The following is an 18341-nucleotide window of genomic DNA, read 5'->3' as shown; positions in this document are numbered from 1 at the left end:
GGTAACTTGTGGCTCGATCGAAGGAGCTTAACCCGCCGGTACGCCGCGCCTACCGCTCGTGGTCCCGGCAGAGCCGGATCCACCGGTAGCCGTACCCGCCGAGCTTGAGCCGGTCGAGCTTGCCCACGTCCTCGTAGTTGCGGTCGCTCAGCACGTCGATCGGCAGGTCCGCCTCCGGCGCCAGCGTGCTCAGGTCGACCTCCACGTCCTCGGTGCCGAGGTTGTGCAGGAAGACCATCGTCCCGGTACGCCCGTCGGCCCGGTGCGCGAGCACGCCCGGCGGCATCGGCACGTCGATGTGGGTGGTGCTGCCCGAGCCGGTCTCCGGCGCCTCCCGCAGCGTCCGGATCATCCGCTCGAACCAGCCGAGCAGCGAGCGCGGGTCCTTGCGCTGGGCGGTGACGTTGACCTTCTGGTAGCCGTACTCGCCCTTGTCGATGACCGGGCGGACGAGCTTCTCCGGCTCGGCGGTGGAGAAGCCGGCGTTGTCGCCGTAGGACCACTGCATCGGGGTACGGATCGCGTCGCGCCCGTCCAGCGACAGGTCCTCCCCCATGCCGATCTCCTCGCCGTAGCGCAGCACCGGCGTGCCGCGCAGTGAGAACTGCAGCGAGTACGCCAGTTCCATGTGCCGGCGGTCGTTGCCGAGCATGGGCGCCAGCCTGCGGCGGATGCCCCGGCCGTAGAGCTGCATGTTCTCGTCCGGGCCGAACTTCGCCAGCACGTCGTTGCGCTGGTCGGCGGTGAGCCGGGACAGGTCGATCTCGTCGTGGTTGCGCAGGAACGTCGCCCACTGGCCGCCGGTGGGCAGCTTCGGGGTGTCGCGCAGCGCCTCGATGATCACCTCCGGGTCCTCCCGGGCCAGGGCGAGCATCAGCCGGCCGTTGAGCATGAAGTCGAAGAGCATGTGGATCCGGTTGCCCGAGCCGCTGCCGTCGCCGAAGTAGACGGGCAGCTCGTCCGGCTCGACGTTCGCCTCGGCCAGCAGGACCGCGTCGCCGCGCCGCCACTGCACGTGCTGGCGCAGGTCGGTGATGAAGTCGAAGTCCTTGGGCGAGTTCGGGTTCCCCGGCTCGGTGCGCTCGATGATGAACGGCACCGCGTCCATCCGGAAACCGGCGACGCCGAGCTGGAGCCAGAACGACGTGATCTTCTTGATCTCCGCCCGGACCTTCGGGTTCTCGATGTTCAGGTCCGGCTGGAACTTGTAGAAGCGGTGGTAGAACCACGCCTTGGCGGTCCGGTCGTAGGTCCACGTCTCGTGCTGCTCGCCCGGGAAGACCATGCCCTGGTGGCGGTCGGCCGGCTCGTGGTCGGCCCAGACGTACCAGTCCCGGTACGGCGAGTCCGGCGAGGACCGGGCGGACTGGAACCACGGGTGCTGGTCCGAGGTGTGGTTGACCACCAGGTCGATGATGACCCGGATGCCCCTGTTGCTCGCCTGGTGCAGCAGCTCGGCGAAGTCGCCGAGCGTGCCCAGGCGCGGGTCGACGTTGTAGAAGTCGGTCGCGTCGTACCCGTCGTCCTCGTTCGGCGAGGGATGGATCGGGTTCAGCCAGAGACACGTCACGCCGAGCCGGGCCAGGTAGTCCAGGCGTCCGATCACGCCCTGGAAGTCACCCACCCCGTCGCCGTCGGAGTCCGCGAAAGTGTCGACGTCGAGGCAGTAGACGACCGCCTCCTGATACCACCTGTCACCCATGCGAGGACTACTTCTCCGAACGCGCGCGGCGGCAAACCCGGTACGGTGCCGGGATGAGCGAGGAGGCTTACGACTGGTCCGCCGGCACCTGGCTGAACCCGCCCGAGCGGGCCGAGCCGGACGGTGGCGGCCTGCTCGTCGAGCCGCGCGGCGGCAGCGACTTCTGGCGGCGCACCAGCTACGGCTTCGTGCACGACGACGGCTCGGCGCTGCTCGCGCCGTTCCCGGCGGGCAGCGCCGTGGAGGTGTCGTTCCTGCTCGACTACTCCGTCCAGTTCGACCAGGCCGGCGTGCTGGTGCGAGTGGACGAGCGGCGGTGGACCAAGGCCGGGGTCGAGGTGAGCGACGGCGCCCCGCAGGTCGGCGCCGTGGTCACCGACGAGTTCTCCGACTGGTCGGTGGCGCCGGTGCCGCAGTGGTCCGGCCGGGAGGTGACGGTCCGGGTGAGCCGGGCCGGCGACGCGCTGACCGTCCGGGCCCGATGCGAGGACGAGCCGTGGCGGCTGGTCCGCGTCGCGCCGCTCGACCCGGGGGCGCCGGCGACCGCCGGGCCGTACTGCTGCTCGCCCAGCCGGGGCGGCCTACTGGTCCGCTTCACCGGCTGGCGGCGGGGTCCGGCGGACGCCGCGCTGCACCCGGAGGGCTGAGTCACAGGTGTGACGGCCGCCGGTCCGGGTAACACTTTCGGATCTCCGGCTCTCGCGTGGAAGGACCGACATGGCCCTGGCCCAGGACGTCGACCCGAACCAGTTCACCGGGCTGACCGGCTGGGTGGCGGACGTGATCGACTCGTTCGGCGCGGTCGGCGTGGCGTTGCTGGTGGCGTTGGAGAGCATCATCCCGCCGATCCCGAGCGAGATCGTGCTGGCGATGGCCGGTTACCTGTCCGCCGAGGGCCGCTTCAACGTGGTGTTCATCGTGGTCGCCGCGACGGTCGGCTCGCTGCTCGGCGCGCTGGTGCTCTACTGGCTCGGCGCGGCGCTCGGCGAGGAGCGCCTCAAGCGCTGGCTGGACCATATCCCGCTGGTCGACCTGGAGGATCTGGAGAAGGCCGACCGCTGGTTCGAACGACACGGCCGGTGGGCGGTGCTGATCGGCCGGGTGGTGCCGGTGGTCCGCAGCCTGGTCTCGATCCCGGCCGGCGCGAACCGGATGCCGCTCGGTGAGTTCATCCTGCTCACCACGCTCGGCAGCGGGGTGTGGAACGCCCTGATCGTGGGCGCCGGGTTCATGCTCGGCTCGCGGTGGGAGGACGTCGACAGGTACAGCCAGTGGTTCAACTATGCGATCTTCGCCGTCTTCGGTTTCATGATCGTGAGCTGGGCGGTGAAGAAGGTGCGCCGGCGGCGCGCCCGGCAGTCGGTGACCACCGGGCGCTGACCGCCGCGCGGCCTCAGAAGCCGGCGGTGATGCCGGTGAACTCCCAGGTGTTCTGCGCGATGCCGGAGCAGTTGGCGACCACACCGCCGCCCGGGCAGGGCCGGTCGCGGTTGACCGACCAGAACGTGAACCGGGCCAGCCCACGGGCCTTCGCCCAGTCGCGGATCTGCGTCCAGGTGGCCGGCGAGGTCAGCTCCTGCTGGTCGGAGAGGCCGTTCATGCCGGACAGGCCCATGTGCGCGTACGCGGTGGCGTCGGACCAGCCGAACGCGTTCTTCAGCGCGGTCTTCAGGCCCTCGGCCGCGTTCACCGTGTTCTGGTACATGTTCGCGCCGCCGCCGAAGTCGAACGGCATGATGGTGAACACATCGATCCCGGCGCCCTTCGCGGCGGCCTGGTTGATCAGCCGGGTGCCGTAGTACGACGGCCCGGTGGTCGAGGTGCCGAACGTGATGATCGTCTTGATCCCCGGGTTGTTCTGCTTGACGATCTTCAGGGCGTCCAGGATGCGGTCCTGCACCACCTCGTTCTCGAACTCGTCGCTGTTCTCGATGTCGATGTCGATGGCCTTGAGCCCGTACGCGTTGATGACCTGCTGGTACGCGCCCGCGAGCGCGGCGGCGGACGAGCAGTTCGGGCCGAGCTTGTTGCCGCTCCACCCGCCGAAGGACGGAATGATGTCGCCGCCGGCCGCCTTGATCGCGGCGATGGTGGCGGCGTGCGTGCCGCCGGTCAGCGGGCCGTTGCCGTCCCAGGCCGGGGTGCAGCCGCCACCGGAGAGCACGAACGCGATGGTGAACCACTTGATCCCGGTCGCGCCCATGACGGTGGACGGCGCGGGCGGGTCGCCCCAGCCCGGGTAGAGGTAGGGAGCGGCGGCCATCGCGCCCCCGCCGCCACCGGTGCAGCCGCTGGTGGTGGCCGCGACCGCAGCCGACTTCGCCGACTCGCCGCTGCCGTTGTACGCGGTCACCGTGTAGCTGTGCCCGCTGCACGCGGCCAGCCCGGAGACGGTGGCCGAGGTGCCGGTGACTGTGGCCCTGACCGTGCTGCCCTCGTACACCCGGTAGCCGGTGACGGTGCCGGAGACCGCGTTCCAGGCGAGCGAGACCGACGACGCGGTGGTGCCGGTGACCCGCAGCCCGCCCGGCGTCGCCGGTGCGCCCGGGTTGCCGGGGTTGCCGCCGCCGGTGCAGGAGCCGCCGTTGACAGTGCAGTTCACCGGGTCGCCGGTGCCGCTGACGACGAAACCGAAGCTGGTGCTGGCGCCGGGGGCGAGCGCGCCGTTCCAGGACTGGTTGACGGCGGTGACGTGCTGGCCGGAGGTGGTCAGCCGGGCGTCCCAGAACGAGCCGAGCGTGCTGCCGGTGGGCAGGTCGAACTGGACGTTCCACGAGGAGATGGCGGCGGAGCTGTCGTTTGTGACGGTGAACCGGGCCTCGTACCCGCTGCTCCAGCTGGAGGTGCGGACGAAGGCCGCGGTGGCGGCGGAGGCGGGCGGCGCGGCCAGCAGGGCACCGGCGACCACGGCGGTGGTCAGCGCGGCGGCGAGCGTCGCCAGGCGGGGGCGGAGTCTCACGGCGTCCTCCAGGGGACGGGCGGGGGTGGAGAGGGATTCACAACCGTCGACGTGCGCCCATTATTAAGAGTGTTAACTGTTTCTGTCCAGCACCGGTTCGGCGCGACCCGGGCCGGGGCCCGGGTCGCGTCCCGACCGGGATCAGCGGCGGAAGGTGAACCAGTTGACGTTGACGAAGTCGGACGGCTGGCCGCTGCTGAACGTCAGGTAGACGGTGCGCCGGCCGGTCACCGCGCCGACGTTGCCCGGCACCGAGCGCCAGGTCTGCCAGCCGCCGGTGTTGCCTACCGCGAAACTGCCGATCGGCGGCGCGGTCGGGCTGTCCACCCGGACCTCCACCAGCCCGCTCACCCCGGATGCCGCGCCGGAGGCGACCCGGGCCACGAAGTCGCGCGGCGGCGTGGAGCCGAAGTCGACGTTGTCGTAGCGGGCCCAGTCGCCGTTGGCGAGCCAGCCGATGTCCTGCCCGCCCTCGGCGCACGTCTCCACCTGCACGCCGTTCTGCGCGTTGAACGACTCGGCCTGGATCGTCGCGTACGCGTCACGCACCCCGCCCTGCGGCGGCGTGGTCGGCGTCGGCGACGGGTTACTCCCGCCACCCCGGGTGTAGACGGCCACGTAGTCGACGAGCATCGACCGGCCCGGCACTGTCGACGCGGTGGGCGTCGCCGAGCCCGCCACGCCGTCCGGGAAACCGCCGCCCATCGCCACGTTGAGCAGCAGGAAGTAGCCGGCGTGGTTGGTCATCTGGCTCCAGTACGGCTCACCGATCTGGTTCTGCCCGACGGTGTGGAAGAGCTGGCCGTCGACGTACCAGCGCAGTTGCTGCGGGCTGACCGAGGCGTCCCACTCGAACCGGTAGGTGTGGAACGCCGACTGGCAGGTGCTGCCCGGGCAGGCCCGGGACGCGCCGATGCCGTTGAACTCCCCGCACGGGCCGCCCGGCGCGACGCCGCAGTGCAGCACGCCCCAGACCGAGTTGATCCCGTTGACGTTCTCCATCACGTCGAACTCGCCGATGCCCGGCCAGTTCTGGTAGTTGCCCCGGTACGGCGAGCCGAGCGCCCAGAACGCCGGCCAGTACCCGGACGCCGCCGCGCCTGTCACGTTCGGCATCTGGATCCGGCCCTCCAGGGCCAGCACGCCGCCCGACGGTGCCTTGAAGTTGGAACGCACCGTCTCGATCCGGGCCGAGGTCCAGCGGCCGGCCGAGTCCCGCAGCGGCGTGATGCGCAGGTTGCCCGAGCCGTCCTGGGACAGATTGGCGGTGCTGGACGTGTAGGTCTGGATCTCGCCGGTGCCCCAGTTGGCCGGTCCGCCCGGGTAGCTGGTGCCGGTGTCGATGATCCAGTTGGCGGACGAGGGCAGTGTGCCGGCCGAGCCGGTGAAGTCGTCGCTCCACACCAGGCTCCAGCCGGACGGCGTCGGGGGGACCGCGGCCTGGGCGGTCATCGAGACGCCCGCGAGCGCGGTGGTGAGCGCGAGCACGCCGGCCGCCAGGGCGAGGCGGCGGCGTGCTCGGGGCACGGTGGCGGAGGCGGCCGGAGCCGCCGGGATCGGGTTCATTCGGGGTGCCTCTCTGCGGGGACGGGTCCGGGAGAGCGCTCTCTGAGGCGATTTCTACGCCCCGACCCCGCACTTGTCAACGCTTGTCGATGGCTGCCGCCGGCTGCGGGCGACGCAGCACCACCTGCTCCAGCGCGGTCCACGCCGTGGTGGTGACCAGATAGAGCACCGCCGCCAGCGGCACCACCAGCGCGACGAGCACAGTGCCGTACGGCAGCAGCGGCAGCAGCCGCCCGAGCACCGCCGCGCCCGGACCCTCGGTCGGCGTCCCGGCCACGGTGCCGGTGGCGGCCGCCGCCCGGCGCATCCGCCGCGACGACCACCAGGCCAGCGCGAGCAACACGGCCAGCAGCACGCCGAACACCAGCGGCACCGGGCCGGACAGGCCGTCGCCGAGATGCCACCCCAGCGGTACGCCGGCCAGCCGCTCCCCCAGCAGCTGCGGAGCGCCGTCACCGGTGGCGAACACGCGGTACATGACCAGGAAGAACGGCGCCTGCAACAGCGCCGGCAGGCAGCCCGCGACCGGACTGGCCCCGGCGTTGCGGTAGAGCGCGAACACCTCGCTCTGGAGGCGGGCCGGGTCGTCGGCGTACCGGCGCTGGAGTTCCCGAACCTCGGGGGCGAGCGCGGTGCGACGCCGCTCCCCACGGACCTGGGCCACCGTCAGCGGCGAGATCAGCAGCCGGACGGCGACGGTGAACAGGACGATGGCGGCGGCCGTCGCGGCGCCGCCGGTGAGCGGGGCCAGGACGTCGGCGAGCCAGGTGACGACTGTGGCCGCGGCCGAGGCCGCGGAGTGCAACGGTGCGAAGGCGAGCATGGGTGGACCCCTCGGTGGCGATTCCGGATGTCCCGGACGGCGACGTGCCGCGCGGCGGGACGGATGACGACGGAATCGGCCGCGAAAGCCGGGGTGGAGGAACCGGCTGCCCGTCGACGCGGGCCGGGACGGCTACGCGGCCGAGGGGCGCAGGCCGGGCGCGCGAGGGCGCGGACGGCCCGGCGCGTCCGGGTCGACCTGCCGGGGCACCCCGCGACGGCGGGCCCGGGCCCGCAGCGCGGCGGCGAACCGGGTGCCGGGCGACGCGGGCAGCGCGCGGACCCGCAACGCGAGCAGGGTGGCGAGCAGCAGCGCGGCGGCGACGGCCGCGCCGGCGAGCAGCCCGGCCGGGCGGTCGGCGAACAGGGTGAGCGCGTACGCCCACGTGCCCGTCAGCACCGCCAGCATCCCCACCACGCGACCACGGTAGCCCGCCGTGTCACGCCCTGCTGCCCCGTTCGCGCACCGGCGGCGCGTGGCCGGACGACCCGAACGGGCGAACCGGCGCCGACACGCCCAGCGCCACGTTTCCCCAAACGGACACGGTGGGTAACAGGGCCTCGACCACGCGGCACGGTGCCGCGAGCGGTCCGGAGGAGACGGTGGTGACGATGAGCGGCTCAGTGGCGGAGCGGGAACGGAGCGCCGAGACCGGCGGGACCGACCTGCTGACAGTCGGCGTCGAGGAGGAGTTCCTGCTCGCCGACCCGCACACCGGCACCGCCGTGCCCGCCGTCGACCTGGTCATGGAGCAGGTGCCGGCGGAGCTGCGCGGCCAGGTGGAACGCGAGTTCCAGACCAGCCAGATCGAGATCGGCAGCCCGCCCGGGCTCGACCTGTCCTCGATCCGGCACTCCCTGTCGATGCTCCGCGCCGCGCTGGCCGACGCGGCCGAGCGGGCCGGCGTACGGCTGCTCGCGATCGGCACCGGACCGGTCGACGGGCCGGTGCCGGCGGTGGTGGACAAGCCCCGCTTCGACCGGATGATCGAGCGGTTCCGGCTGCTGGTGCCCGGTCCCGGCAACAACGGCATGCACGTGCACGTCGGCATCCCCGACCCGGACACCGGCGTGCAGGTGCTCAACCACGTCCGGCCGTGGCTGCCGATCCTGCAGGCGGTCACCGCGAACTCCCCGTTCGCCCGCAGCGAGGACACCGGGTACGCGAGCTGGCGCTCGGTCGAGTGGGAACGCTGGCCGTCGGTCGCGCCCACCCCGTACCTGGAGTCGCACGAGCACTACGAGCGGCTGATCCGTCAGCTCATCGCCAGCGGCGTGATGCTGGACGAGGGAATGCTCTACTGGTACGCCCGGCTCTCCGCCAAGTACCCCACCGTGGAGATCAGGATCGGCGACGTCTGCCCGACTGTGGACGACGCGGTGCTCGTCGCCGCGCTGGTCCGCGCGCTCGTGGCGACCGCGCTCACCGACATCGCCGCCGGCCGTCCCGCCGTCAACACCGACCACCACCTGCTCGTCGCGGCGCACTGGCGGGCCGCCCACGACGGGCTGGAGGGCGAGGGCGTCGACCTGACCGACGGTGAGCTGCGCCCGGCGTGGGAGCTGCTGGACCGGCTGGTCGACCGGCTGCGCCCGGAACTGGAGCGGCACGGCGACCTCGACCGGGTGACCGACCTGCTGGGCGGGCTGCGCCGGCACGGCAGCGGCGCGGCCCGGCAGCGGGCGGTGTTCGCGCGTACCGACAGCCTCGTCGACGTGGTCACGGACGTGGCACGCCAGACCCGTGGCTGAGCGACCGCACGGCCGGGTCCCGGCGTGACAGGATGAGCGGCGTGGCGGAGCGCATGATCGTCATCGGCGGCGACGCCGCCGGCATGTCGGCGGCGTCGCAGGCGCGGCGTCGCCGCGACCGGTCCGACCTGGAGATCGTCGCGTTCGAGCGGGGGCACTTCACCTCCTACTCGGCGTGCGGCATCCCCTACTGGGTCAGCGGCGTGGTGCAGGAGCGGGACCAGCTGGTCGCCCGCACCCCGGCCACCTTCCGCGACGAGTTCGACATCGAGGTCCGTACCCGGCACGAGGTCACCGCCATCGACCTGGACCGCCGCGAGGTGCTCGCGCGGGACCTGGACGGCGGCGGCGAGGTCCGCGCCGGTTTCGACACCCTGGTGTACGCCACCGGCGCGTCCCCCGTGCAACCGGACTGGACGCGCGACGACGTGGCCGGGGTGTTCGGCGTGCAGACGCTCGACGACGGCGCGGCGCTCATCGACTGGCTGGAGAGCGAGCCCCGGCCCCGGCGCGCGGTGGTGGTCGGCGGCGGCTACGTCGGCGTCGAGATGGCCGAGGCGCTCGTGCAGCGCGGGCTCTCCGTCCAGCTCGTCGAGCAGGCCGACCAGCCGATGGCCACTGTCGACCCGGACATGGGCGAGCTGGTGGCCGAGGCGATGCGCGCCACCGGCATCGGCGTCCGTACCGGCCTCACCGTCACCGGGCTGGAGGAACGGGACGGCCGGATCTCCGCTGTGGTCACCGACGAGGGGCCCGTCCCGGCGGACGTCGTGGTGCTGGGTCTCGGGGTACGCCCCAACACCGCGCTCGCCGAGGCCGCCGGCCTGCCGATCGGCCCCTCCGGCGGCGTCCGGACGGACCGCCGGATGCGGGTGCCGGGCGCGCCCGGCGTCTGGGCGGCGGGTGACTGCGTGGAGTCCCTGCACCGGGTCAGCGGCATGCCCGTGCACGTGCCGCTCGGCACGCACGCCAACAAGCAGGGCCGGGTCGCCGGCATCAACATCGGCGGCGGGTACGCCACCTTCCCCGGCGTGATCGGCACCGCCGTCACCAAGGTCTGCGATCTGGAGGTGGGCCGCACCGGGCTGCGCGAGCGGGACGCGCTGGAGGCCGGCTTCGAGTTCGTCACAGTGCTGGCGCAGTCGACGAACCGGGCCGGCTACTACCCCGGCTCCCGGCCGATGACCGTCAAGCTGCTCGCCGAGCGGCCCAGCGGGCGGTTGCTCGGGGCGCAGATCGTCGGCTGGTCCGAGGCGGCCAAGCGGATCGACGCGCTCGCCGTGGCGCTGTGGAACGGCATGACAGTGGACGAGATGACCGCGCTCGACCTAGGGTACGCGCCGCCGTACGCCCCGGTGTGGGACCCGGTGCTGATCGCCGCCCGCAAGGCCGTAGACGCCCTCGCCGCTGTGTAAGGAAGGGCCCCCTATTAACGCCTCCGGTAGAGGAAGGGCCCCTTCTTAACACCCGGAATTGTCGGTGCCCGGCGTTAGCGTGTGCGCGCTGCCGGTCCGGCACTTCCCCTTGGAGGTATACCCCCATGTCCCAGGAGACGACCTACCTCGAACTGTCCGAAGTGGACGGTGGAGCGCACAAGTTCTACGAGGTGGTGGTCGACGACACCGCGATGACCGTGCGCTACGGGCGCATCGGCGACCAGGGCCAGGTGAAGACGAGCACCTACCCGGACAACGCCCGCGCCCGCGCCGCCGCCGCGAAGAAGATCGGCGAGAAGGTCCGCAAGGGGTACGCCCCGGCGGTGCCCGGCGTACGCCAGAAGCGGACGGTCTCGCGCCGGCAGATCGTCAGCACCCGCTCCACCGCCCGCACCGCGCCGGTCCTCTGGCGGTACGCCTCGGGCGCCCCCGCCTTCGGCATCTTCGTCGACGACCGGCACTGCATGGTCGGCAACGAGCACGGCGTGATCACCACGCTCGACCACGAAGCCCGGCTGGTCAACCAGGTCCGGCTGCCCGACGGGGTGAAGTGCATCGTCGCCGACGACGCCTGGGTCTACGCCGGCTGCGACGACGGAAACGTCTACGACCTGTCCGGCAAGGTGCCGCGCGCGGCGTACGCGATCGCGCCCGAGATCGACATCTACTGGCTGGACATCCACGACGGCGTGCTGGGCGTGTCCGATCGCGACGGCGGCATCTCGGCGGTCGACCACGAGGACGAGTTCCTCTGGCGCCGGCCGGGGCGGGGCCGGTCCGCGTGGATGGTGCGCTGCGACGCCGATGCGATCTACCACGGCCACTCGCAGGGGTCACCGGCTACGACTGGCGTACCGGTCGGGAACTGTGGCACACCGGCACCGGGGCGGTCCTGTTCGGGTGGCAGGAACGCGACGCCGTGTTCGCCGGCACCGGCACCCGCGAGGTGGTCCGCCTGCGCAAGGACGGCCGGGCCGAGCAGGTCTACCGCTGCGACTCGGCGGTCTTCTCCTGTGCCACCGCCGAGGGCGGCCGGTACGTGTTCGCGGGCGACAGCGCGTCCTCGATCTACTGCTTCGACCAGGCCGGCAACCGGCTGTGGAAGCTGGGCACCGGCTGCGGCTCGGCGTACTCCATGCAGTACCACGACAACCGGCTCTACGTGGTCACCACGAGCGGCCATCTGGCCTGCATCGACGCCAGCGAGACGGCGATCCGGGCGGCCGAGGCGGGCAACGTGCCGGACGTGGTCGACGTCAAGGCACCGGCCCGGATGCCCGAGCCGGCCGCCTGGACGTCGGTCGAGGTGACCACCGACGACCGCGACGGCGTGCTGGTGCAGTGCGTCGAGCAGGGCGGCCGGCTGCGCGTCCACGTCCTGGCCGACGGCTACCGGCGGGACTGGCCGGTGCAGTTCCCCAAGGGCATCCGCGAGCCGGGCGCACGCTTCCTGGTCACCGAGGTCCGCGAGTCTGGCCGGGGCGGCTTCTACCGGGCGTACGGGGACATCCGCCGGCTGCGGTGAGCCGCCGGCCGATCATCCCGGCAAATCGACCGGCCGACGGGGCAGCCGGCATCGCATCGACGGAGTACGGTGCCGATAAGACGACTCTCCGTTGCGGATCGTCCTCGGAAGGGGCACCGACATGCGAGTGTGGCGCGTGGCTGCGACGGCCCTCCTCCTGCTGCCCGGCGGCGCCCTCGTCGCCGCGCCGCCCGCAACCGCCGCGCCTCCTCCGACCGCCACACCTTCCCCGACCGCCACACCTTCCCCGGCCGCCACGCCTTCCCCGGCCGCCGCGGCGGACCAGACGCCACCGGTGCTTGTGGACGTCACGGTCTCCCCCGACGCGGTCTCCGTCGCGGGCGTCGACCTGGTGCCGGTGACGGTGAGCGCGCACCTGACCGACGACACCGGTGTCATCCGGGCCTCCGAGATGGCCAACGGCAACATGCCCTACGTCGGTCTGCGCCTCGTCGGCACGGACCGCACCGACGGCGCCGAGTTGTCGCTCACCGCCGGCACCCCGCAGGACGGCACCTGGAGTGCGACGATCCACGTGCCGTCGACCTGGAACGGCACCTGGGAGGTCCACCATCTGGTGGCGACGGACGCCGCCTGGAACCGGCTCGACGTCGACCCGTCCGCCTCGGCGGACACCAGGCTGAAGGTCACCGGCACCCACCGGCCCGCGGTCACCATGCGTTTCACCCCGAACCCGCTGGTCGGTGACGGGCCGCTGACCGTGGCGGGAAGGTTCTACTACGAGGACACCGGCGAGGGCATCGCCAACCAGCCGATCTTCTTCGGCACCGACAACCTCTGCGTCGAGTATCACAGCGAGCCCAACGGCACCACCAAGGCCGACGGCACGTTCTCCCGGACCTATCCGAAGGGCGACCGCTATCTCAAGTGCGTCGGCATCATCCGTCCGTCCCCCTCGGAGATCTCACCGCGCTACATCGTCGTCGCGGCCGACCATCCCCGGGTGAAGCCGACAGTCACGGCGAAAGCGAACCGCACCACTGTCAGGCCCGGCACCACAGTCACCTTCACCGGCGTGGTCAAGCCCGACGACAGCATCGACATCGAACTCCAGCAACTCCAGGGCAGGACGTGGCGGAAGGTAGCCGCCGGCTGGGCGCACGGCGATAACAACGCGTACCGCATCGCCATCGTGCTGAAGACGCCCGGCACCTTTCGCTACCGCGTGGTCGTCCCGAACGGAGACCCGGCGCTGGTCGGCGTGTCCGAGGTGGTCACCGTACGCGTGGCGGCACCCAGCAGCGAGCCCTCGCCGGGCGGTGGCGGAGGCGGTGGCACCGTCGGAGGCGGAGGCACCGGAGGGCTGCCGATCACAGGTCCCGCCACCGCGCCGCTGGTGGCCGGCGGTACGGCTCTCCTGGTCGTCGGTGCCGCTCTGATGCTGCTGGCCCGCCGGCGCCGACCGACCCCGACCCCGACCCCGACCAGGCGATAGACCAACGGGCGGTAGGCCGGGCAGGACGACTGTCCCGGACGGACGGACGGACGGACGGGCGGACGGAAGGCCGGGCGGACGGACGGGCGGGCGAAAGGCCGGGCGGACGGAAGGCCGGACAGGCAGAATGCCGACGGGTACCGGGCCGGGCACGACGACTGCCCCGGCCCGGCTCCCCGGCGCCGAGTCACACCGTCGCCGGTCCGCAAGCTAGCGAGGATCTCGGCGTCGACTCAGCTGGCGCGGCACGGCCAGCACCGAGCGCGGCACCCCTCGCCCCCGCCCGCACCCGCACCCGCACCCGCACCCGCACCCGCACCCCTCAACGCCGGCCCGCTGATCAAGGAGTTAGGGGCAGATTCCTGGCGCTCCGGTGACACGAACTCCTTGGTCAACGCCGGTGCCGAGTGGTGCCCGCAGGCCGACAGCCGCGATCCAGCTTGATCAACACCAGCTCGCCGGAGTGGCGGCATCAACAGCTCTGCGATACCACCATCTCGGCGAGCTGGTGTTGATCATGGACGATGATGCCGCCACTTCGGAGAGATGCAGTCGATCAAGCCACGGCGGGGGTCTTCTGTTCGGCTTGTCCGCGTCCAGTGAGCGCGCTGATGGGGATCTTGGAGGATTCAGGCCCACCGGGGACGTTCCGGGAGTCGAAGACGCTGACACGATCACAGTCGGGCTGATCTTGCCTCGCCGGTCACGCCGGCGATGGCCGGGCGGCCGCGAGCGGCGTCTCCTCTGCGTGCGCGTCGCACATGCCGCGAAACGTCCTCGCCAGCGAGCAGGTTCGGCGCACCCGGGAGAGGGCCGGGCGGCGCCGGGTGCTTCGCTCGGCCAGGATGACCGGATGCGGTGTGACATTCCCGAGAGCCTGCGCTGGGTCGAGCGGACGGAGACCGGGCGGGCGTGGCTCGCGGAGCTGCCGGACCAGCTCGCCACGTGCGTCGCGCGGTGGGAGCTGACGGTCGGGCCGCCGTTCGGGTACGCGTTCGCGTCCCTGGCGCTGCCCGCGACGCTGCCCGACGGGACGCGAGCGGTGCTGAAGCTCCAGTACCCGGACGACGACAGCCGTCACGAGGCCACCGCGTTGGCGCACTGGGACGGCCGGGGCGCGATCCGGCTGCTCGCCCATGACGCGAGCCGGCGCGCGCTGCTGGTCGAGCGCTGCGACCCCGGCACCCCGCTGTACGGCCTGCCGCTCGACGCCGCGCTGGACGTGGCGGTCGGTCTGCTGCCCCGCCTCGGGGTGCCGGCCGGACCGCCGTTCACTCCGCTCGCCGAGGAGGCGGCCGGCTGGGCGGAGCGGATGCCGGGCAACTGGCAGCGGGCCAACCGCCCGTACGAGCGGCGGCTGCTCGACGCCGCGCTGGGGCTGCTCGCCGACCTGGCGCCGAGCCAGGGTGAGCAGGTGCTGGTCAACCAGGACCTGCACGCCGGCAACGTCCTGGCGGCCGGACGCGAGCCGTGGCTGGTCATCGACCCGAAGCCGCTGGTCGGCGAGCGGGAGTTCGCGGTGGTGCCGCTGGTGCGCGGCGCCGAACTGGGCCACTCCCCCGCGGCGGTCCGGCACCGGCTCGACCGTCTCAGCGCCGAGCTGGGCCTGGACCGGGAACGGGTACGCGGCTGGGCGATCGGCCAGACGGTGGCCTGGAGCATCGGCGGCGACCAGGTCTTCCCCGGCAACGTCGAGGCGGCCCGCTGGCTGCTCGACGAGATGTGAGTCAGCCCGCCTGGCAGGTGGGGCACCAGTACAGGTTGCGTCCGGCCAGCGTGCCACGCCTCACCTCGGTGCCGCAGACGTGGCAGGGCGCGCCGGGGCGGCGGTAGACGTACACCTCGCCACCGTGCCGGTCGACGCGCGGTGCCCGGCCGGTGACCTCGGGCAGGTCGGCGTCGCGCACCGTGTCGATCCGGCCCCGCTCGACCGCGCGGGTCATCAGCGTCACCAGGTCCGCCCAGAGTTCGGCCCAGCCGCCCGCGCTCAGGTCGCGGCCGGGCAGCAGCGGCGGCAGGCCGGCCCGGAACAGCGCCTCGGTCACGAAGATCAGGCCGGTGCCGGCCACCACCGACTGGTCCAGCAGCAGTGCGGCGAGCGGGGTGGGGCTGCGCCGGATCCGCGCGTACGCCCGGTCGGGGTCGGCGTCGGCGCGCAGCGGGTCCGGTCCGAGCCGGTCGCGCAGCGCCGCCACCTCGGGCGGGGTCAGCAGTTCGCAGGCGGTCGGGCCGCGCAGCTCCAGCCAGTTCCGGTCGCTGTGCAGGCGCAGCCGCACCTGCCCGACCGGGGCCGGCGGATCCCCGGGCCCGTCGGCGAACTTCCCGTACAGACCCAGGTGTACGTGCAGCGTCATCTCGCCGGCGTAGTGGTGCAGCAGGTGCTTGCCGTACGCCTCGGTGCCGTCCAGGACGGTGCCGCTGAGGCGGGCCGCGCCTTCGGCGAAGCGCCCCTGCGGGCTGTCTGCGTGCACCTTGTCGCCCACGAACATCTCGGCGTGCCGGGCGGCGAGGCGGTGGATGGTGTGTCCCTCTGGCACAACGGCCAAGCGTAGCCAGCGGATCGTACCGCCGGCGACTTCGGGTCCTGGGACGACATTGAATCGATGTTCGTCGACTGAAAGACTGGCGGCGGTAGCGCTCGGGAGCCAGTGCGAGCTGCTCGATCTCGCCGGAGGGACAAGCGCGGGGTGATGTGCCACCCCGGTGCCGGGCAGTCGTTCCGGCATTCCGCCGTGCCGCTACGGCGGCGACATCGCGGTCCACCACCACTCCGGCGCCGACCGCCCCCGGCGCCCCCAGCTCGGGAGAAACAGATGCTCCGTACGCTCGGCGCGACACTGGCCGCCGCCCTCGCCCTCACCGGCCTGGCCGCCTCGGCCGGCGCCGACCGGTCGCCCGCCACCACGACGATGACGCTCACGGCGGCGACGCCGACCCCGACGCCCACGTTCGCGTGCCCGCCGGCGCTGCCGGTGACCGGCCAGGTGACCGGGGCCACCACGACCAGCGTCACCATCACCTACTGGATGGTGCTCAGCCCGCCCTGCGGCTACGACCCGCCGCTCCTCGTCAGCCTCTTCGCCAGCCGGGAGGACGCCACCGCGTGGCGCGACCCGGTGGCCGAGGCGGTCACCGGGCCGGAACGGTCGGGGAAGGTGACGATCGACGGCCTGACCCCTGGTACCGAGTACTGGTTCCGCTTCGGCGACACCAAGGGCGGGCGGGACCCGTACGTGATCGGCGGACCGGCGCGCACGCTGTCGCTCTGCTCCGCGACGGCCACCATCGACAGCAGGTGGGGCAGCGGCTTCGTGGCCACGGTGACGGTCCGCAACGACGGCGCCGAGCCGGTACCAAGCTGGCTGGTCTCGTGGCGGTGGTCCGGTGACGAGCGCATCCAGTCGATCTGGGGCGGGGTGGCCGAGGGCGCCGGCCAGGACGTCGCGGTCCGCAACGCCTCCTGGAACGGGACGCTGGCACCCGGCGCTTCGACCACGTTCGGCCTGCTCGTGGCGGCCGGCGTGACGCCCGCCGCCATCACACCGGTCTGCGGGCGGTGACCGCCATGGGGTGGACGACACGGCCCGGCGGCAGCGGCCGTCTGCTGGCGGCAGGGCTGGGGCTCGTCGTGGCCCTGGCGGCGACGGTGCTGGGACCGGCGGCGGGCGCGCTGGCGGCGCCGGTGACAGTCACGAACGGCACCCAGTTCACTGACACCACCGGCGCCGTGGTGCACGCCCACGGCGGCGGCGTGCTCAAGGTCGGCGACTACTACTACTGGTTCGGCGAGAACCGCAACCCGGACAACACGTTCCGGGCGGTCTCCGTCTACCGGTCGACGGACCTGCGCACGTGGGAGTTCCGCAACAACGTGCTCACCCAGGCGTCGGCCGCCGAGCTGCGGGTCGCCAACATCGAGCGGCCGAAGGTCATCTACAACGCCGGCACCGGCCGGTTCGTGATGTGGATGCACAAGGAGAACGGATCCGACTACAACGAGGCGCGGGCGGCGGTCGCCTCGTCGTCCACCGTGGACGGCAACTACACGTACCACGGCAGCTTCCGGCCGCTCGGGCAGCACATGTCCCGGGACATCACGCTCTACAACGACAACGGCACCGCGTACATGATCTCGGCGGCCGACGACAACTACGACCTGAACATCTACCGGCTCACGTCGGACTATCTCAACGTGGCCACCCTGGTGGGCAACTTCTGGGACGGCGCGCATCGCGAGGCGCCGGCGATGTTCAAGCGGGGCAGCACCTACTTCCTGCTGACGTCTGGGGCGACGGGCTGGAGCCCGAACCAGGCCCGGTACGCCACCGCGCCGAGCATCTCGGGCCCGTGGAGCGGCTGGACGGACGTGGGCAACGGCACCACGTTCAACTCCCAGCCGGCGTACGTGCTGCCGATCCAGGGCACCTCCGGCACCAGCTACCTCTATCTGGGTGACAGGTGGGCCGGGGCGTGGGGCGGCCCGGCCAACGACTCCCAGTACGTCTGGCTGCCGATCAGCTTCCCGACCGCCACCAGCATGAGCCTGACCTGGTATCCGTCCGTCACCATCGACGCGGCGGCGGGCACCGTCACCGGCAACTCCCCGGCGTACTACCGCGTCACGGCCCGGCACAGCGGCCGGGTGCTGGACGTGATCAACGGCTCCACCGCGAACAACGCCGAGGTCAAGCAGTGGAGCTGGAACGGCGGCGGGAACCAGAGGTGGGAGTTCCAGGACGCCGGCGACGGCTGGTTCCGCCTCGTCAACGCGGCGAGCGGAAAGTGTCTCGACGTCGCCAACGCGAGCACCGCCGACGGCGCCAACATCATCCAGTACACCTGCGGCAGCGGCGCCAACCAGCAGTGGCAGTGGGCCGCGCGCGACGGCTGGTTCCAGCTACGGGCCCGGCACAGCGGCAAGTGCCTGGACGTCGTCAACGCCGGCACCGGCGACGGCGCGGACGTCCAGCAGTACACCTGCGGCGCCGGCACCAACCAGCAGTGGTCACGCACCGTGTCCTGACCAGAGGCGATCTCCGCACGCTCCGGCCGGGTCGCCGGAGCGTGCGGAGCGGGTCGCGGGTGTCGATTTCGGCACACCTGGGTACTTCCTGCATGTCATG

Annotated in this window: 16 protein-coding genes and 1 pseudogene; 10 read left to right on the top strand and 7 right to left on the bottom strand. The window is 72.3% G+C overall.

What is annotated here, in order from left to right:
* Positions 1 to 49 precede the first annotated feature (49 nt).
* Positions 50 to 1702 carry an alpha-amylase family protein gene (locus ACSDG8_RS22595; protein WP_210899515.1) on the bottom strand — a complete coding sequence of 551 codons (1653 nt, stop codon included), beginning with the start codon at positions 1700 to 1702 and terminating at the stop codon, positions 50 to 52.
* A 53-nt stretch (positions 1703 to 1755) separates the two neighbouring features.
* Here ACSDG8_RS22595 and ACSDG8_RS22590 point away from each other — a divergent pair, with 53 nt between their 5' ends.
* A complete protein-coding gene (locus ACSDG8_RS22590) occupies positions 1756 to 2349 on the top strand; it encodes a DUF1349 domain-containing protein (RefSeq protein ID WP_210899517.1) in 594 nt (197 codons plus the stop codon).
* A gap of 70 nt (positions 2350 to 2419) precedes the next feature.
* Entirely contained in the window at positions 2420 to 3082 is a 663-nt protein-coding gene (locus tag ACSDG8_RS22585; protein WP_210899519.1) for a DedA family protein, read from the top strand.
* Positions 3083 to 3095: 13 nt separating this feature from the next.
* Here ACSDG8_RS22585 and ACSDG8_RS22580 read toward each other — a convergent pair whose 3' ends face one another.
* The 4 genes from ACSDG8_RS22580 to ACSDG8_RS22565 all read right to left on the bottom strand — a co-directional run bounded on the left by ACSDG8_RS22580 (position 3096) and on the right by ACSDG8_RS22565 (position 7458).
* Positions 3096 to 4661, bottom strand: a complete 1566-nt coding sequence (locus ACSDG8_RS22580) for a cellulose binding domain-containing protein (protein ID WP_210899521.1) — start codon at positions 4659 to 4661, stop codon at positions 3096 to 3098.
* Positions 4662 to 4802: 141 nt separating this feature from the next.
* Positions 4803 to 6227, bottom strand: a complete 1425-nt coding sequence (locus tag ACSDG8_RS22575; RefSeq protein ID WP_210899523.1) for a carbohydrate-binding protein — start codon at positions 6225 to 6227, stop codon at positions 4803 to 4805.
* Positions 6228 to 6303: 76 nt separating this feature from the next.
* Positions 6304 to 7050, bottom strand: a complete 747-nt coding sequence (locus tag ACSDG8_RS22570) for a YidC/Oxa1 family membrane protein insertase (RefSeq protein ID WP_210899525.1) — start codon at positions 7048 to 7050, stop codon at positions 6304 to 6306.
* Between the two features lie 132 nt (positions 7051 to 7182).
* On the bottom strand, positions 7183 to 7458 hold the full coding sequence (locus tag ACSDG8_RS22565) for a DUF6412 domain-containing protein (RefSeq protein WP_210899569.1): 276 nt from the start codon (positions 7456 to 7458) through the stop codon (positions 7183 to 7185).
* A gap of 194 nt (positions 7459 to 7652) precedes the next feature.
* On the opposite strand from ACSDG8_RS22565, the gene ACSDG8_RS22560 reads away from it, so the two are divergent.
* The 3 genes and pseudogenes from ACSDG8_RS22560 to ACSDG8_RS22550 all read left to right on the top strand — a co-directional run.
* Entirely contained in the window at positions 7653 to 8801 is a 1149-nt protein-coding gene (locus tag ACSDG8_RS22560) for a carboxylate-amine ligase (RefSeq protein ID WP_210899527.1), read from the top strand.
* 41 nt (positions 8802 to 8842) lie between these two features.
* Positions 8843 to 10216, top strand: coding sequence for an FAD-dependent oxidoreductase (locus tag ACSDG8_RS22555; RefSeq protein WP_210899529.1), 1374 nt, complete (start codon positions 8843 to 8845; stop codon positions 10214 to 10216).
* 125 nt (positions 10217 to 10341) lie between these two features.
* Positions 10342 to 10500, top strand: a pseudogene (locus tag ACSDG8_RS22550) (WGR domain-containing protein); the annotation flags it as partial.
* On the opposite strand, the gene ACSDG8_RS22545 reads toward ACSDG8_RS22550, so the two are convergent.
* A complete protein-coding gene (locus ACSDG8_RS22545) occupies positions 10482 to 10793 on the bottom strand; it encodes a hypothetical protein (RefSeq protein ID WP_439427216.1) in 312 nt (103 codons plus the stop codon). The pseudogene ACSDG8_RS22550 and the gene ACSDG8_RS22545 overlap by 19 nt on opposite strands.
* A 225-nt stretch (positions 10794 to 11018) precedes the next feature.
* Between ACSDG8_RS22545 and ACSDG8_RS22540 the strand changes: the two genes are divergently transcribed.
* The 3 genes from ACSDG8_RS22540 (at position 11019) to ACSDG8_RS22530 (ending at position 14944) form a co-directional block, all read left to right on the top strand.
* Entirely contained in the window at positions 11019 to 11762 is a 744-nt protein-coding gene (locus ACSDG8_RS22540; protein ID WP_307871214.1) for an outer membrane protein assembly factor BamB family protein, read from the top strand.
* Between the two features lie 295 nt (positions 11763 to 12057).
* Entirely contained in the window at positions 12058 to 13218 is a 1161-nt protein-coding gene (locus ACSDG8_RS22535) for a hypothetical protein (protein WP_210943272.1), read from the top strand.
* Positions 13219 to 14071: 853 nt separating this feature from the next.
* Positions 14072 to 14944 carry an aminoglycoside phosphotransferase family protein gene (locus ACSDG8_RS22530; protein WP_210899533.1) on the top strand — a complete coding sequence of 291 codons (873 nt, stop codon included), beginning with the start codon at positions 14072 to 14074 and terminating at the stop codon, positions 14942 to 14944.
* A gap of 1 nt (position 14945) precedes the next feature.
* Here the strand turns inward: ACSDG8_RS22530 and ACSDG8_RS22525 are convergent, their stop codons facing one another.
* Positions 14946 to 15755 carry an Fpg/Nei family DNA glycosylase gene (locus tag ACSDG8_RS22525; protein ID WP_210899535.1) on the bottom strand — a complete coding sequence of 270 codons (810 nt, stop codon included), beginning with the start codon at positions 15753 to 15755 and terminating at the stop codon, positions 14946 to 14948.
* A gap of 276 nt (positions 15756 to 16031) precedes the next feature.
* Between ACSDG8_RS22525 and ACSDG8_RS22520 the strand changes: the two genes are divergently transcribed.
* Complete coding sequence (locus ACSDG8_RS22520; RefSeq protein ID WP_210899537.1) at positions 16032 to 16778, top strand: cellulose binding domain-containing protein; 747 nt, start codon at positions 16032 to 16034, stop codon at positions 16776 to 16778.
* 5 nt (positions 16779 to 16783) lie between these two features.
* Positions 16784 to 18241: an RICIN domain-containing protein gene (locus tag ACSDG8_RS22515; protein WP_210899539.1), complete on the top strand. Its 1458-nt coding sequence runs from the start codon at positions 16784 to 16786 to the stop codon at positions 18239 to 18241.
* The last annotated feature ends 100 nt before the right edge of the window (positions 18242 to 18341 follow it).

This window comes from Micromonospora sp. LA-10, assembly GCF_051853095.1.
Taxonomy (GTDB): Bacteria; Actinomycetota; Actinomycetes; order Mycobacteriales; family Micromonosporaceae; genus Micromonospora; species Micromonospora echinospora_A.
Note: the sequence above shows the minus strand (reverse complement) of the source record. Positions and strands in the feature narration are given on the sequence as shown.